The organism is Aeromonas sp. FDAARGOS 1405, from assembly GCF_019048265.1.
In the GTDB taxonomy this organism is placed as follows: domain Bacteria; phylum Pseudomonadota; class Gammaproteobacteria; order Enterobacterales; family Aeromonadaceae; genus Aeromonas; species Aeromonas veronii_A.
Map to the genome: position 1 here is coordinate 3,305,407 of NZ_CP077311.1, position 16,028 is coordinate 3,321,434.

Consider the following 16,028-nt stretch of genomic DNA (forward strand, 5'->3'; position numbering starts at 1 on the left):
GATCTACGGTATGCCCGACTACTTGGGTGGCCTGCAGTCGGCGCTGCTCAATCAGGATGCCACCCTGTTTCGGCGCAAATACTTCCTCAACGGCGCCCATATGGGGTTCATCTTCTACGCCACCGACCCGAACATGGATGACGACACCGAGGAGGAGATGAAGGAGATGAAGGAGATGATCGCCAGCAGCAAGGGGGTGGGGAACTTCCGCTCCATGTTCGTCAACATCCCGGACGGCAAGCCAGATGGCATCAAGCTGATCCCGGTGGGGGATATCGCCACCAAGGACGAGTTCGTGGCCATCAAGGGGATCACCGCTCAGGATGTACTGACCAGCCACTGCTTTCCGGCGGCGCTGGCCGGTATCATCCCGACCAATGGCGGGGGAGGGCTTGGGGATCCCGAGAAGTACGATGCCACCTATGCCCGCAACGAGGTGCTGCCGCTGTGTGAGCTTATCCAGGATGCCATCAACAGTGCGGGACTCCTGTCTCCCTTTGGGTCGATTTTCGGGAGAATATCGGTTCAACTGTATAAACAAACAGTGTTTGCTGTGGCAAGATAGGCTGTTGATTTGGATAGAAAAGGGGGCGTAATGCGGGTTTATTGCAAAGTGTGTGGCCAGCGGGGCCGCATTACCAAGACCAACCGACTGAGCGATGATGTCTCGGATCTCTACTGCCAGTGCACCGATGCAGAGTGTGGCCACAGCTGGGTGGCCACCTTGTCGTTCGCCCATACCCTAAGCCCCTCGGCCAAGACCACCAACCAACTGGTGCTCAGCTTAATGGGGTCGCTAACGCCAGAGGGGCGGCAGTTGGTGTTGAAAGGACTAGGGGCGCAATAGCGCCCCCATTACCTGTCCACTTTGTGAGTCGATTTGTAGTGGTCTAGTCATCCCATCCAGCAGCACAACACCGCAGACCGAGTACCGATTTTACACAGAGAAGTGAATGTTAGTTTTGGTAGGCTGCATAAGCTAGATCCTAAATGGAAGGTCCCCGTAAGCCCATATGAGAGTGCCGGCTACAACTAACAAGAGAGAGATGACATCCTTTTTGCTTTTTGCCGTAATCATATTGTGTATGCGTTTGATGAAATCTCGTGAATCCCAACCTTCTTGGGCCATGGCGCGCATGCTGATGCCTTGTCCAGACTCTGAGCTTATTTTTGTTGGAATATTGTTGATTTCATTTTCAAACGCTTGTGCCCATGAGTTGGCAATTTTTTGATATTGAAACCAAACGCTTGCGATAGTTATCAAAGCACCTGAGCGCTGGAACCAATACTTGTCGTTAGGGAAGGCAAGGTCTGTATAGAGCGATGCAGCAGTGATGAGAAAAATCAAAGTTAACCCGCAGATTGAGCGCCACTCATCACGAATACAATTCAGAAGCATAGTAATTACCTGAATAAAGTTTTTCTTACAAATAGATACGGCGTCAGCAGGTGTTCTGTAAGCAGAATCAATAGGGGGCCTCTTCCTGTGACATCTCAGACTTTCTGGGCGTTGTCAGTTCTGGCTGCGACCTCACGCAGTTTGTCGTATGTATTAAGGTTCACCTTTCGTTTTTACCAGCATATGTTATTGATTAATTTGAAAAATAAATCATGGCATATCAATAGTGGGGGGCGTGTGGGTTCGCTGTAAAAAAATGGGCCCATGAGGACCCACTTTTAGTCAGCCTATCAGTTTCAGATCGGCCTTGCGACGTTCTTTCAGCGAGTCGTAGAAGTTTTCATGAGGGCCAATGCTCAGCAGGTAGAGCTGCAGCTCTGCTTCTTTCCAAGAGTAGCCTAGTAGTACCAACTGCCCATTGAGCTTAAATTTGTGCACTCGGAGGTACGACAAATCCCCTTTCTTCTGTTCCCCTATCTCGGGGTCGTCAATGACCCGTTCGATCTCGTCTTCCACTGCTTTTAACTCATCATCAGAAAGTTTTTTGAGTTGTTTGGTAAACTTGCTTGACTCAAAAACCTCAATCTCGTTTTGTTCTTCTGACATAGCGGGTTACTTGCCCTTCTTTGACTTGCTCCGCAGCAAGCATTACGTCTTTGATGAAGCTGAAAGGAAGGTCCGGGTTGTCTTCAACCATGCGGCCGATCTTGGACCAATACTCAATCTGCTTTGGCAAAGAACGATGTGCTGCAGACGCGTGGATCTTCACGTCGGCGATGAAATCATCGTCTAAGCGTACTGTTTGAGCCATTTTTATGTCCTAGATTTAAGTATTTAAGTATTTAAGTATTTAAGTATTTAAGTATTTAAGTATTTGAGTATTTCGATTGACTCGCAGTTAGTATACCTCAAGGTTTTCTCTTTGCAACAAATTGTCGCGTTTTGATGTGCTTTCCTAGGGTGATGAGTAGCTATGTTTGGTTACAACCTGACGCCATTACCTTTGACTATACTGCTTGGCAGCTCTTCAGGTGCAGCATGTCCAACCCTTCCAGTACTCTCCACATCTCGGACTGATAGGGCTCGGGCAGCATCTCTATCCAGCGGCGCGCCCCAGCGTGACCTTGTGCCTGGTAGACCTCGCCGCACAGTTCGACCAGCATCGGCCAGTCCTCATCCCCCTCTGGTACCGCGTATTCATCAAGCTGGTCCTGTTCGGTAGGTTGTAGTCCCTCCAACGGCCAATCCGGCTCGCTTGGCAGCGATCTGCACGATTGCAGCTGGCCGTTCTCCAGCCAGAGGGTGAAACCATCCGCACTGACACTGGCGCCAGCCCGTAATCGATCGATGGAGAAGGGTGATAACCCCCATTGTTCCCTCATGATCTGGTCTGTGAAGGCATCAGGATCCGGTAGCGTACAGTTATTGTCAGAGCTCCAAGGTGCCGGGCTGTCGCCCGCCTTAACCCCAACCCCCCTCGCTGCAGCCTCTGCGGCTTTCCTGGCTTCATGGGTGCCGGCAGGCACAATTTCCCACCCTTGCAGGCGGGTCTTGATGCCAAGGCGAGCGGAGGTAATACCCATCAGGCGCTTGATGTCTTCGCCATAGCAGTTGGCCTGCTCCTCGATGAGGTGGGCCAGCTTGATGGGGTGTTCGGCACGGGTGGCCAGTGCACCGCCCATGGCGTGCAGGTAGCAGCGAAAGATGCCGTTATCTGCGGCAAAGCGGGCCGCCTCAAAGCGTGGGTCTTGCAGCACTGGCTTGGGTGGGCCAACCAGTTCGGCATTCTTCTTGGCGTTGCTGATGCGGCGCAGCTCGCGCCATACCCCGGCCGGGGCGCCCCCGATCTGCTGGAAGGTGCGAATGCCCCACCAACTGGCCCAAGCCACGGCATGCAGGGCGCCCTCATTGGCGGCGGTGCCAGCCTCTTCGTCACCGTCCAGGTAAGCGCCATCGATGTTCTTGGCAATGTATTTGGCGATATAGCCCGCGGCATCCCCCTTGGCCGGGTCTATCTCTTTCCAGTCAAAGCGGGGTGTAAAGTCGGTAAAGGGTGGGGCGCCCTTGATATCCCGTACCAGCTCTTCGTGGTCATCGGTCAGGGCATAGCGTTGCAGAATGCCGATCACCCGGTTGCGATCCTCCGGGCGCATACATAGCAGCAGATGCCAGTGCGGGGTGCCGTCGTGGTGAGCCTCGCACACGCGAAATCCATAAACGGGGGCGTTCCACCGTTTGAGGGCTGCCACTTGATATTTCATCAGACGATGACATACGCCCACTTTGCACCGGATTATCTGAATGATGCGGTCCCGCTTTAACCCGCTGGAAAACCATCTTAAACCAGCTTGATCTCCCCCGGGAATGGGCCGAAAAAAGTGTCCACATTTTGCCAATTTTAGTGTCTTTTCACGTCACAAAGTGTCCCCTTGTGTGGCACTTAACTCCTTTGGTTGAATGTAACTTATTGAAATTAAAGAAATAGAAATGGCAGCCGAGGCTGCCATTTCTATTGATGTTTTATGTCGTTCTGGTTCAGGAGGTCTTGCGATCCTGATCCGGCTCGAACTGATGGCCCGATTTCTCCCGCTCAAGGTTCTCTTCGGAGCGCTTGCCCACCCAGTAATCGGCGTTCTTGATGCCGAGCTTCTCCGGGTGGAATACGGGGTCAATACCTTGTGCCTGCTGCGCTTCATAATCCTTCAAACAGGTGAAGGCGGTCTTTTGCAGCAGCAGGATGGCGATGATGTTGAGCCATGCCATCAGGCCAACCCCGATATCACCCATGCCCCACGCCAGATCTGCCGTCTTGACGGTGCCGTAGACGGTGGCAGCCATCAGCGCAATTTTCAGCAAGAAGGTGAGCCAGGGGCGATTAATCTTGCGGTTGATGTAGGCGATGTTGGTTTCGGCGATGTAGTAGTAGGCAACGATGGTGGTGAACGCGAAGAAGAACAGCGCGATGGCCACGAAAATGCTGCCAAAGCCCGGCATCATGCTCTCCATGGCGGTCTGCACATAGCCCGGACCTGCTGCGATACCGGCAATACCCGTGTAGATAGCAGCGCCGTCCGGCCCTTGTACGTTATAGAGGCCGGTGATCAGCAGCATAAAGCCGGTGGCGGAGCAGACGAACAGGGTGTCGATATAGACGGAGAAGGCCTGCACCAGACCCTGTTTGGCCGGGTGGCTCACTGCCGCAGCAGAGGAGGCGTGCGGTCCGGTACCCTGACCCGCTTCGTTGGAGTAGACCCCGCGTTTTACCCCCCACATGATGGCCAGACCCAGAATGGCACCGAAACCGGCATCCAGACCGAAGGCGCTCTTCCAGATCAGCAGGATCACGCCCGGCAGCTGGCCGATATTCAGGGCGATGATGACGCAAGCCACGATGATGTAGCCCAGCGCCATAAAGGGCACCACGGTACTGGCGAAGCTGGCGATACGCTTGACGCCGCCGAAGATAATAAAGCCGAGCAGCAGCGCCAGACCGGCGGCGGTGACGTTCGGATCGATATTAAAGGCGGTCTGCAGGCTGGAGCCGATGGAGTTGGCCTGCACCCCCGGCAGCAGCACGCCGCAGGCGAAGACGGTGGCGATGGCGAAGGTCCAGGCGTACCACTTCATGCCAAGCCCTTTCTCGATATAGAAGGCCGGGCCGCCGCGGTATTCACCGTTGATCTTCTCTTTGTAAACCTGGCCCAGGGTGGACTCCACGAAAGCAGAGCTGGCGCCGAGGAAGGCGACCATCCACATCCAGAACAGGGCGCCCGGGCCACCGAAGGTGATGGCGGTGGCCACACCGGCGATGTTACCGGTACCCACGCGACCTGCCAGGGTCATGGCCAGCGCCTGGAAGGAGGAGACACCGGCATCGGTGCTCTTGCCATCAAACATCAGGCGCACCATCTCTTTCATATGACGCAGTTGCAAAAAACGGGTGCGCAGGGAGAAGTAAAGACCGACCCCCAGACACAGGTAGATGAGCGCAGGGCTCCAGATTACACCATTGATGGCATTGACGATTTCATTCATGTACAACAACTCCTTTGTTGTGTTTGTGGCGCTGTCTTGGCGAGATCTTGGCCTCGCTCTCTGTCACAGTTTGGGGCTCATTTGTTAACAGTCCGAGGTAAGCAAACGAGGGTGGCTCCAAGTGGTTTGGCAGGGCGCAAACCCGCGCCATGCATGGGAGGTAACATATCGAGTTGAATCCATTCTTCCCAGCTAAAAATGTTGTTTTGTTGCAAATTTGTGAATTGACAAGGGTGGGTGGATAATGGCAGGCAGCGTTTTCTATGAGTAAAGATGAAATCCTCCTTGTTGATCTGCGCCGGACAATGTGACGGGCGTAACACAATGGAAAGCAAACATGAGGCCAACAATGAACAATGACCCTGACACCTTGACGATCTGTCCCCCTGAGGCCGACGACGGGAGCGCCATCGCCCACCTGTTCATCCAATTGGGGTATCCTGCCGAAGGCGCTGACGTGACGGCGCGCCTGTTGGCGCCTGATCCCGCGAGCTCCGTGCTGCTCGCCTCCCAGGCTGACAAGGTGGTCGGCGTGCTGGTGTGGCACAAGCTGGCTCCACTGCATGTTGCACCAGCTTGGGGCCTGATCTCGGCGCTGGTTGTCGATGAAGGGGCAAGAGGGGCGGGAGTGGGCACAGCCTTGCTCAAGGGCGCCGAAGCGATGGCGCGGGCCGCTGGTTGCGCCCAGCTGGAGCTCTCCAGCAGTCTCAAGCGCGAGGCGGCACACCGTTTCTATCTGGCGCAGGATTATCAGGAGCGGCCGAAACGGTTCGTCAAACTGCTGTAACCTGTTTTTTTACATCAAAAGAAGGAGTAGGTGTGCTGGGATGGTTCAAATGGCTGGGTGGTCGCCCGAAAATGCCCATGAGTGAGGATGAGTTGGCACTGTGGCGTCAGGCGCTGGCGGCTGTGCCCATCTTGCAAGGGCTCAGCAACACCGAGCAGACGACGCTTATCGGCTTGGGGCAACAGCTGCTCAAGCGCAAGACCCTCACCCTGATCGGGGTAGAGCTCAGCCGCCGTCAACAGGCGGTGCTGGCGCTGCAGGCGGCGTTGCCCATCTTGCACCTCGGCCTTGACTGGTATCGCGGCTTTCACGAAATCATCATCATTCCCGAACCCGTGACCCGGCGCCAGGAGGTACAGGATGAGTTCGGTCTGGTGAGTGAGTTTGAAGAGGAGAATGCTGGCGAATCTTGGCCGCAAGGGCCGCTGGTGCTGGCCTGGAGCGAACTGCAGCAAGATGGCGACTGGGACGGCTTTAATCTGGTGATCCACGAGCTGGCCCACAAACTCGACATGCTGGGTGGTGAGGCGGACGGTGCGCCGCCGTTGCCGGGGCTGATGAGCAGCCAGCTGTGGCAACAGGCCTTTCAGAGCGCCTTCGATACGCTGTGCCAGCAGCTTGATCGGGACGAGGTAACCGCCATCGATCCCTATGCGGCCGAACATCCCGCCGAATTTTTTGCCGTCAGCTGCGAGTGCTTCTTTACCGACCCGCTGCGGTTGCAGCAGGTTTATCCGGCGGTATACCGACAACTGAGCCAGTTCTTCAGTCAGGATCCTGCACTGCGTTTCCCCGCAACCCGCTTGCTGGCGGGGGAGGGGGACGCCGGGTCACTTAGCTGATAACCGATCTGTTGAACGGTTATTCGAGATAGCAAAAAGGCACCCTCGGGTGCCTTTTTCACAATCTGAGGGCTTGCCTATCAGGCAGCGGCTTTCAGCTGTACGGCGGCGGCTTTCTTGTGATCGCCGATCGGCATTACGGTGCGGCCGAACTGCTCGTTGATCACGGTGGCCATGGCCAGGTAGATGGCGCTGGCACCACAGATGATCCCTTCGAAACCGGCGATGGTGCCGATCAGGGTGCTGCCTGTGAAGTCACGGGCGGCCAGCAGGAAGAACAGCACGGTCAGGGAGGCGAACACGAACTGCTTGGCGCGCGGGTAGTTGATGGTGCCAACCAGCATGAACAGGGTGAACATGCCCCACATCAGCAGATACCAACCCATGTAGGCGTGCGGAGTGGCTTCGGCCAGACCCATGGTCGGCATGATCAGCAGGAACACCAGGCTCAGCCAGAACAGGCCGTAGGAGGTGAACGCAGTCACACCGAAGGTGTTGCCACGCTTGTATTCCATGATGCCAGCGATGATCTGGGCGATGCCGCCGTAGCACAGGCCCATGGCCAGGATCATGGCGCTGATGGGGAAGAAACCTGCGTTATGGATGTTCAGCAGGATGGTGGTCATACCGAAACCCATCAGACCCAGAGGGGCAGGGTTGGCCAATTTTTCGCTCACGTGGCGTTCTCCAAAAATAGAGGTGGGGGTTAACAAAAGACGCGCGATTTTAGGCAGGCTGTGGCGCGCCCGCAAGGGGGCAAGGGGGATAAATCGTAAAAAAACTACGTGATTATTTGCATTAGCGGCCAAATGCTCACCAAGACAGGCTATTTGGTGAGCAAAAGGTGTCAAAATAGTTGAGGGGTTGTATTTTTATTACGCATTTGCGCAGTGCGGCGGCGTCACTGATCCAGTGTCAGGATCACTTTGGCTTCCTTGTCTTCTTCCTTGACCTGGCTGTCGAGCACGAACAGCCGCTCCGGGGCGATCCCCTGGCTGTCGACCAGAAACTCCTTGGTATTTTGCGCCCGGCGCATGGCGAGATTGCGCAGGGATTTGGCGGTGATGAGCTGCTGATCCCGCAGCAGGATCACCGCCTGGGCCCGCAGTGCCGCGCTCTCTTCATCCAGATGGAGGCGATCGGCCAGATCTTCCAGATCTTCGCCAAAGCGCTCTTCATAGGCCTGGGCCAGCGCCTCTTGCAGGGCGGGGTCCTGTTCCAGCAGGTCAAGATCCGCCTGATTGCCGGTGAGCTTGGCCAGTACCCGCTCCAGTTTTTGCCGTTGCAGGATGGGGCGCTCCTCGTTGAAGTTGACCTTGCCGCGAATGTTCATGCTGAGCTTGGGTCTATCCTTGAGGGCCTGCGCCAGCTTGACCAGTTTCTCCTGCTGGGTGGGGGTGAGATCGGGATCCCCCGGCAGGAAGGGAAGTTCGTCGAGATCTTCGGTGCCATCGGCCAGCGAGGCGAGCAGGGAGAAGGGGGAGGTGATCGCCTTGCTCAGGGTGTTGCCCAGCACATCCCAGAAGATATTGCCGATGCTGAAATCCGGTTGATCGAGATCGCCCTTCACCTTGAGGTTCATCTGTATCACCCCGTTGGCATCGCTTAGCAGGGCGATGGCCAGCCCCAGCGGCAGATCCTTGGCCTGATCGCTCTTGATCTTCTCGCCCAGTTGCAGCTTCTTGATGGTGATGTCGTTATCCCCCTCCAGCCGGTTGCCCTCCAGCTTGTAGTGTAGTTTCATGGAGAGCTGCCCCTTGTCGATGGCATAACCGGCATAGGTGCCCGAATAGGGGGTAAAGGTGGTGAGCTCCAGATTGTGGAAAGCGACCGCGATGTCGAGGATCGGGTTGGCGACCAGCAGGTTGGTACCGCCGCGAATGGTCACTGGCGCATAGCGATCCACCTTGCCGTTGAAGGCGAGATCGGAGCGTTGCCCCGGAATATTGCTGATATGGCGACTTTGGCCACCCAGCGAGGCGATATCGGCCACAAAATCCTGACTCAGACTGCGATCAGCAAAGCGCAGGTTGCCCTGCTCGGTGCGCAGCTGATCGATGGTGAAACGAAAGTCGGGAGCCTTGCTGCCTGCCGTCGCGTGAGTACCTTTGGTTGCCGCCGGTTGCGGCAACAGCAGCTGTTGCAGGTTGGTGGTGCCATCCTCGTTGATCTCGATGCGGGCAAAGGGCTTGTTCAGAGCAATGTCCTTGATCCGCATCTGCTGGCTGATGCCGTCATACGTCAGACCGGTGAGAGCCAGGGTGTTGAACTCCAGCAGCCGCTGATTGTCTGCCCGATCGACTACTTTGAGCCCGTTGATATCGAGCCCCCCTTGCAGGGTCAGCTTGCTCAGATCTCCCTGGGCGGTGGTGGCGAGATCAAGTCTGCTCTTGCTGCTCAGCAGCCCGCTTTGCACCTTGATGCGTACCAGATCGGCCAGATAGGGTTGTGCCAGCGTCAGGGGCAGCCCCTGCTGGTTGATGTCGCCGCTTAAGGTGAAAGGAGTCAGGGTCAGTTGGCCATCAAAGGCGAGGGGGCTGCTCTGGTTGAACTGGGTGGCCAGAGTCAGTTTGCTCGGTTGCTCCCCCTTGCTGCCCAGTGGTCCCAGCACCAGCTTGAGGCCGGAGAGCTGGCGTGCCTGCGGTTTGCCGCTACTCGATTCGGTGAGGGTGAGAGCACCCTTGTCGATAAGGATCTGCTTGATCTGCCACTGCCAGGGTTTGTCTGGCGCATGTTTCTTGCTGTTACCGGCTGTTTTTGCTTGTTGTGCCGACTTGGGCGCCGCATTGTTGGCCACCTCGTTTGCGGTGTGGGCCCCTTTGACGGGCTTGGCGGGGGCCTGTTCAATCAGCAAGTCAGCCAGATCCAGCTCCTGCTGTGGGTTGAGGGTGGCCTTGAGCAGGGGCTGTTGCAGGGTCATTTTGCCGATCTGGAGCGACTGTTTCTGGCCATCGACAGCCAATTCGCTCAGGGCCAACTGGCCGAAGCGGGCAAATTCGTCGCCCTTGTGTTTTTTAAGCTGCCAGTTGTCCAGGGTCAGCTTGCCTTTGGACAATTGCCACAGTACCCCTTGCTTGCCCTCTTTAAGCTGGTACTCCACCTCTGCATTGGCGTGGCCTTTGGCCAGATCCAGCTTGAGATAGGGTGCCCAGAGCGGGGCGAAGGGTTTCAGCTCGACCTGCTTGAGGCTCACCTTACCCTGACCCATGCCGCTCATCACATCGAGTTTGCCGTGAGCGGCGAGGCTGCTTTTGCCGTTGATGGCGGCGCTCAGCTGATAGGCGGTCGGGTGATTTGCCTCGGTGCGCAGGTTATCGAGCTTGAGGGTCACTTTTTCCAGACTGAGGGGCGGCAACCAGCCGGGTTCGCTCTCCTTGCGCTGATCCTGATAGCGCACATGGCCGTCAGTGACATTGACACTTGCAATATCGACCAGCAGCGGGGCGCTGGCTGTTTCGGGCTCGGAGGAGGGGGCAGGGGCGAGCAGGGTGGCTAGCGCATCGGTCAGATTGAGCCGAACATCCCCCTTTTTGTCTGCCAGCCGTTGCAACAGCACCACGGGTTTGGTCAGGGTGACGGCGGAAAGCACGACCCCTTTCTGCTGCCAGCTGGCTTGCAGGTCGGGGGTGATAAAGAGCTGCTCAAAACCGATGATGGGCTGCTGCTTGGCATCGAGCAAGGCAGTCGCGCCGAGAGTGAGAGAAGGGTTGCGCAGCCCTACGTCAATCTCCCCCAGCGTCAGTTGCAGGCCATAGTGCTCGGCCAGCCAGCCGGGCAGATAGCGCTGGACCAGACGGGGGGTTTGCCACAGCAGCAGAGTGATCAGGATAAGAAACAGCAGGAAAGCGTAGGCAAGGTAGCGCAGCAAGCGGAGCTTGGGGGACGCGGGCTCGGTGGTGTTCATTTGGTGCACTCCCATTTGGTTCCCGCCATGGTACAGAAAAGCTGGATAGTAATCATGGGGTTGCGTGCTGTTGTACGCCGTACTTTGTCCAAAGGCGATCCAGTTCACCCTTTTTTTGCAGCGCTGCCAGCCACTGTTCCAGCTGGGCAGGGGTAATGGGAGCCTCAGGGTGAAGGATGGCTCGGTGTTGATACTGTTGATCCCATTTTTGCGAGATCAGCAGCTGGTTGGCTGTGTCGGGATGGGCCAGCAGATACTGGTTAAGGTAAGAGACGTTGATAATGGCTACCTCGCCACGTCCTTTGAGCAGTGCTTGCAGGGCGCTGACATTGTCTTTGACCAGGGTGATATTGAGCTTGCGCTGCAGGTAGATGGGATCGGCATTGAACTGGCCGATGCCGTAGTGGTAGCCGGTCACCCCGATAAGGTGGTGCCGAGAGGGGTCATCGAAAAAGCGCTGATCCCGGCCCTCTTTGCTCAGGGCCACATAGACTTCGCCACCACCGAGAAAAGGCGCAGTCATCTTGAGTTTCTCCGTTTGCCAGCCCCAGTTGCTGTCTTCAAACAGCATCAACGAAAAGCGACCCATATCAAGCGCTTTGTAGCGGTTGGCAGCCGAGGTGGGGACAAAGACGAAGGTCACCTCTTTTTGCACCGCGTTGAGCTGCTCGATAAGATCCAGTGTCAGCCCTTCATAGTGCGCATCTGAGAGTTTGACCACGAAGGGCGCATAGGGATAGCCACCAACCTTGATGAGGGGATGGCTCCAGCCAGAGAGGCTGAACAAGAGCAAAAACCAGCACCAATATCTCATGGGATCCCCAGGGCAATAGCTTGCTCCCAGATTCGGTTAATCTGCGCCAGTTTTCAAGCTGTTAAGGGAATTAACACAGCGCTGTTCGGCGGCTTCCAGCTCGGCCATCACCATCTGGATATCCTCCAGTTGCTGGCGCAGGGCGCCGCGTTTTGCCTCGATCAGCTGGATCATGGAGTGGAGCTGGGTTTTGCTCGATTTGTCGGTGTCGTACATATCGAACAGCTCGCGGATCTCGGCCAGGCTAAACCCCAGCCGTTTGCCGCGCAGGGTCAATTTGAGCCGGATCTTGTCCCGATGGCTGTAGATGCGGGTTTGCCCCTCCCGCAGCGGGGTGAGCAGCCCCTCATCCTCGTAGTAGCGGATGGTGCGCGGCGTGACATCGAATTCGTGGGCCAGCTCCGAAATGCTGTAGGTGATCTCCTTGCCGGGCAGGGAACGGGACATGGTCATGACTCCTGTTGCTGGGCGTGTGGCTGGCAGAGGCGGGCACGCAGCCGTTCGGCATTGGCGTGCAAGGCCTGACCGACCCGCGAGCCGTTGGGACGGCCGAGCTGCTCGCTCACCCACTGGCCGGTGGCCGCCAGTTTGTCGAGATCCACCCCGGTCGTCATGCCAAGGCCGTGCAGCAGGTAGACCACCTCTTCTGACGCTACATTGCCGGAGGCGCCCGGCGCATAGGGGCAGCCGCCAAGCCCCGCCACCGAGCAGTCGATGGTGCGAATGCCGCGCTCCAGCGCGGGTAGCAGGTTGGCCAACCCCTGGCCGTAGGTGTCGTGAAAATGGACCGCGAGTCGACCCGCCGGGATCTCGTGCAGCACCGCATCCAGCATGGGCGCCACCGTGCCCGGAGTGCCGACGCCTATGGTGTCCCCCAGCGAAATTTCGTGGCAGCCGAGATCCAGCAACTGCTCGGCCATGGCGGCGACCCGTTTCGGGCGGGTCGGGCCATCAAACGGGCAGGCGATGACGGTGGAGAGGTAGCCACGCACCTTGATGCCGAGGCGGCGCGCCTCCTGCACCAGCGGGGCGAAGCGCACCAGCGACTCCTCCACGCTGATGCCGATATTGGCGCGGGTAAAACCGTCGGAGCAGGCGGTGAAGAGGCCAATCTCATCGGCGCGGGCGGCAATGGCTGCCTGCAAGCCTTGCAGATTGGGCACCAGTGCGCCGTAACGGGTTGAGCCCTTGCGCGGCAGTGCCTCGAACAGCGCTGCGGAGTCCGCCATCTGCGGCACCTTTTTGGCAGAGACAAAGGCTCCCACCTCGATGCGCTGCAGACCGCTGTCGGTAAGGCGCTGGATCAGCTCCAGCCGCTGTACCAGGGAGAGGGGCGCAGCTTCATTTTGCAGGCCATCTCGCGGCCCCATCTCCACCAGACTGACCCTGTCGTCACGGACGTCCTGTGATCGGTTCATGGGTGTTCCTCCTGTGAAGCAGTCTCTTCGACAAAGCGCACCAGCACGGCCCCCTGGCTTACCTGCTCGCCCTGCTTGCACTGCAGGGTTTCAATTACCCCATCCCGCTCTGCACGCAACTGGTGTTCCATCTTCATCGCCTCCAGCACCAGCAGGGGTTGTCCCTTGCTGACTGTTTGGCCGGGTTCGACCAACACGGCTACCACGATGCCGTGCATGGGGGCGATGGCGCCCTGCGCCTTCTCGTTTGCCTGCTCATGGTAGTGACTGTGCAGCTGATCATCGGCCGCGAAGCGGATGCGCTGGCCCCCTAGGGTCATGATGAAGGCTGCCTCCGAGCCTGCGACCGTCTGAATGGGGATCTGTTGCCAGCAGTCACCCTGCTGCAGCCGGATATTATCGTCACCTCTCTGGTAGCAACGGGTCTCCCCTTGCCACTCAAACTGGCCGCCATGATCGTTAAGGGTCAATACCCGGTGCTCATCACCAATGCGTACCGCCGCTGCCCAGCAGCGAGCCGGCCCTAGCCGAAATCCGCAGGCTTGCTGCCAGGGGGCGGTGCCCGCAGGGCGGCTCGCCAGCCAGAGGGTGGCCAGCGGCCAGGCGAGTTCAGGAATGGGCTGCGCTGTGGTGGGAATGGGCCACTGGGTATGGTGGCCCATGGCCAGGACGTCAGGCTCTTCACAAAGGCGCAGCAAGAGCGCGCCGTTGTGCACCAGCGGGCCGAGATCCAGTGCCGCCAGCGCATCGGCCAGTTGGGCGAACGCCTCGGTGCGGCTCTGGCCGTGGGCGATCAGCTTGGCGATCATGGGATCGTAATAGGGGCTCACCTCATCGCCAGCGGTGACGCCGGTGTCGATGCGCACGCCAACGGGCCAGTGGAGCCAGTGGATAGGCCCGCTGGCGGGCAGAAAACCGGCCGCCACATCCTCGGCGTAGAGGCGCGCCTCCACTGCATGGCCGCGCAGCACCACTTCCTCTTGGGTGAGTGGCAGCGGCTTGCCTTCGGCCACGGCCAGCTGCCAGGCCACCAGATCCTGCCCGGTCACCGTTTCGGTGACCGGATGCTCCACCTGCAGCCGGGTGTTCATCTCCATAAAGAAGAACTCATCCTTGCAGAGCAGGAACTCGATGGTGCCAGCCCCCTGATAATGGATGGCTTTGGCTGCGGCCACGGCTGCCTCCCCCATGGCGCGGCGCAGAGCCGGAGGGATGTCGGGGGCGGGCGCCTCTTCGATCACCTTCTGATGGCGTCGCTGCAAGGAGCAGTCCCTGTCCCCCAGATAGATGGCGTTGCCGAGGCTATCGGCAAAGACCTGTACTTCCACGTGGCGAGCCTGGGGCAGATAGCGCTCGAGCAGTACCAGATCGTCACCAAAGGCAGCCTTGGCTTCCCGTTTGACGGCTGCCAGCGACTCGTGAAAGTCGGCCAGCTGATCGACCCGGCGCATCCCCTTGCCACCGCCGCCACTGGCCGCTTTGATAAGTAGCGGGAAGCCAATCTGGCTCGCCAGATCGCGCAAGAAGTCCGGCCGTTGATCCGTGCCGTGATAGCCAGGCAGTACAGGTACACCGGCAGCCTGCATCAGCGCCTTGGCCCCCGATTTGTCGCCCATGGCGAGAATGGCGGCGCCGCTTGGGCCGACAAAGCGCAGGCCGCGCTGTTCGCAGGCGGTGGCAAAATCGCTGTTTTCCGACAGAAAACCGTAACCGGGATGGATGGCATCGGCGTGCGCCTCTTTGGCAATCTTCAGCACCTTGCCGGTGTCGAGATAGCTCTCTCTGGCCGGTGCGGGCCCCAGATGCCAGGCCTCATCGGCCAGACGGGTGTGCATGGCAAGGGCGTCGGCATCGGAGTAGAGGGCGATGGTGTGAATGCCGAGGCGTTTCGCCGTCTTGATGATGCGCACGGCGATTTCGCCGCGGTTGGCAATTAGCAGGCGTTTAATCTGAATGTGATGGGTCATGTCTCATCCTTGAAACGGGGACGCCAGGCAGGAGGACGTTTGTCGAAGAAGGCCTGCATCCCCTCCTGGGCTTCGAGCCCCACCCGTACCCGGGCGATGGTCTCGACGGTTTTCTCTTCGTAGAGGCGGGACGGGTGGGCCTCTATCGCTGCCAGCAGTCGTTTGGTCTCTTTCATCGCTTCCGGCCCGTTGCGGCACAGGCGCAGGGCTTGCGCCCGCCCTTCCGCCAGCAGTTGATCCGGTTTGCAGAGTTGATGCGCCACATTGAGCCGACAGGCGGTGATGGCATCGAACGGCTCGGCACTGAGCATGTAGCGGCGCGCCTGACGCATTCCCATGGTGCGCACCACGTAGGGGCTGATCACCGCAGGCACCAGCCCCAGGCTCACCTCGGAGAGGCAGAAGCGCGCATCATCGCTGGCCAGCACCAGATCGCAGGCGCAGATCAGCCCCAGCGCCCCGCCATAGGCAGCCCCTTGTACCAGTGCCACCGTAGGGAAGGGGAGTTCGTCGAGGGTCTGCATCAGCCGCGCCAATACCCGGGCGTCTTCGCGATTGTGCTCAAAATCGGCGTGAGCCAGATTGCGCATCCAGTTGAGATCGGCGCCCGCGCAAAAGTGTTTGCCTTCGGCACGTAACAGCAGGGCGTGAGGGCGTTCGGTGAGATCATGACCATGGAGATGGGCCAGATCATCGAGGCAGTCGAGCAGCCCCAGCATCAGGTCGGCATCAAAGGCGTTGTGGCGGGCCGGGCGCGACAGCACCAGCTCGGCCAGCGGGCCGTGCCGCTCCAGCCGAAACGGGCCCTGTGTTGAAGAGCCAAGTGCTGAGGAAGTAAGTGGATCTGACATCGTTTTGCTCC

General features: G+C 58.4%; 14 protein-coding genes and 2 pseudogenes. 4 read left to right on the plus strand and 12 right to left on the minus strand.

Annotated features, from left to right (window positions below):
* Position 1: 1 nt before the first annotated feature.
* Both I6L35_RS15255 and I6L35_RS15260 read left to right on the plus strand, forming a co-directional pair.
* Positions 2 to 537, plus strand: a pseudogene (locus I6L35_RS15255) (phage portal protein); the annotation flags it as partial.
* A 58-nt stretch (positions 538 to 595) separates the two neighbouring features.
* On the plus strand, positions 596 to 847 hold the full coding sequence (locus tag I6L35_RS15260) for an ogr/Delta-like zinc finger family protein (RefSeq protein ID WP_042067783.1): 252 nt from the start codon (positions 596 to 598) through the stop codon (positions 845 to 847).
* A 132-nt stretch (positions 848 to 979) separates the two neighbouring features.
* On the opposite strand, the gene I6L35_RS15265 is transcribed toward I6L35_RS15260, so the two are convergent.
* From I6L35_RS15265 to I6L35_RS15285, 5 genes and pseudogenes are all read right to left on the minus strand, one after another.
* A complete protein-coding gene (locus I6L35_RS15265) occupies positions 980 to 1,399 on the minus strand; it encodes a hypothetical protein (RefSeq protein WP_216978637.1) in 420 nt (139 codons plus the stop codon).
* A 282-nt stretch (positions 1,400 to 1,681) separates the two neighbouring features.
* Entirely contained in the window at positions 1,682 to 2,005 is a 324-nt protein-coding gene (locus tag I6L35_RS15270) for a type II toxin-antitoxin system RelE/ParE family toxin (RefSeq protein ID WP_113739399.1), read from the minus strand.
* Positions 1,980 to 2,210, minus strand: a complete 231-nt coding sequence (locus tag I6L35_RS15275) for a hypothetical protein (RefSeq protein WP_005308760.1) — start codon at positions 2,208 to 2,210, stop codon at positions 1,980 to 1,982. The genes I6L35_RS15270 and I6L35_RS15275 overlap by 26 nt, the downstream gene beginning before the upstream one ends.
* 196 nt (positions 2,211 to 2,406) lie before the next feature.
* Positions 2,407 to 3,645: pseudogene (locus I6L35_RS15280) on the minus strand (replication endonuclease); the annotation flags it as partial.
* A 289-nt stretch (positions 3,646 to 3,934) separates the two neighbouring features.
* Entirely contained in the window at positions 3,935 to 5,434 is a 1,500-nt protein-coding gene (locus I6L35_RS15285) for a sodium:alanine symporter family protein (protein ID WP_108611826.1), read from the minus strand.
* 349 nt (positions 5,435 to 5,783) lie between these two features.
* Between I6L35_RS15285 and I6L35_RS15290 the strand changes: the two genes are divergently transcribed.
* Together I6L35_RS15290 and I6L35_RS15295 are read left to right on the plus strand one after the other, a co-directional pair.
* Entirely contained in the window at positions 5,784 to 6,221 is a 438-nt protein-coding gene (locus I6L35_RS15290) for a GNAT family N-acetyltransferase (RefSeq protein ID WP_216978638.1), read from the plus strand.
* 71 nt (positions 6,222 to 6,292) lie between these two features.
* Entirely contained in the window at positions 6,293 to 7,063 is a 771-nt protein-coding gene (locus tag I6L35_RS15295; RefSeq protein WP_254204576.1) for a zinc-dependent peptidase, read from the plus strand.
* Between the two features lie 80 nt (positions 7,064 to 7,143).
* Here I6L35_RS15295 and I6L35_RS15300 read toward each other — a convergent pair whose 3' ends face one another.
* The 7 genes from I6L35_RS15300 to I6L35_RS15330 all read right to left on the minus strand — a co-directional run bounded on the left by I6L35_RS15300 (position 7,144) and on the right by I6L35_RS15330 (position 16,017).
* The gene (locus tag I6L35_RS15300) at positions 7,144 to 7,740 is read right to left on the minus strand and encodes a GPR1/FUN34/YaaH family transporter (RefSeq protein ID WP_005336948.1); all 597 of its coding nucleotides are present in this window, start codon (positions 7,738 to 7,740) and stop codon (positions 7,144 to 7,146) included.
* 224 nt (positions 7,741 to 7,964) lie between these two features.
* Positions 7,965 to 10,967 (minus strand): DUF748 domain-containing protein, encoded by a 3,003-nt coding sequence (locus I6L35_RS15305; protein WP_216978640.1) that lies wholly within the window; start codon positions 10,965 to 10,967, stop codon positions 7,965 to 7,967.
* Between the two features lie 52 nt (positions 10,968 to 11,019).
* Complete coding sequence (locus I6L35_RS15310) at positions 11,020 to 11,781, minus strand: ABC transporter substrate-binding protein (RefSeq protein WP_216978641.1); 762 nt, start codon at positions 11,779 to 11,781, stop codon at positions 11,020 to 11,022.
* A 36-nt stretch (positions 11,782 to 11,817) separates the two neighbouring features.
* Positions 11,818 to 12,228 carry a MerR family DNA-binding transcriptional regulator gene (locus tag I6L35_RS15315; RefSeq protein WP_005336945.1) on the minus strand — a complete coding sequence of 137 codons (411 nt, stop codon included), beginning with the start codon at positions 12,226 to 12,228 and terminating at the stop codon, positions 11,818 to 11,820.
* 2 nt (positions 12,229 to 12,230) lie between these two features.
* On the minus strand, positions 12,231 to 13,199 hold the full coding sequence (locus I6L35_RS15320) for a hydroxymethylglutaryl-CoA lyase (RefSeq protein WP_100653898.1): 969 nt from the start codon (positions 13,197 to 13,199) through the stop codon (positions 12,231 to 12,233).
* Positions 13,196 to 15,166 carry a biotin carboxylase N-terminal domain-containing protein gene (locus I6L35_RS15325; RefSeq protein WP_216978642.1) on the minus strand — a complete coding sequence of 657 codons (1,971 nt, stop codon included), beginning with the start codon at positions 15,164 to 15,166 and terminating at the stop codon, positions 13,196 to 13,198. The genes I6L35_RS15320 and I6L35_RS15325 overlap by 4 nt, the downstream gene beginning before the upstream one ends.
* Positions 15,163 to 16,017 (minus strand): enoyl-CoA hydratase-related protein, encoded by an 855-nt coding sequence (locus I6L35_RS15330; RefSeq protein WP_216978643.1) that lies wholly within the window; start codon positions 16,015 to 16,017, stop codon positions 15,163 to 15,165. Before I6L35_RS15330 ends, I6L35_RS15325 begins: the two co-directional genes overlap by 4 nt.
* Positions 16,018 to 16,028 lie beyond the last annotated feature (11 nt).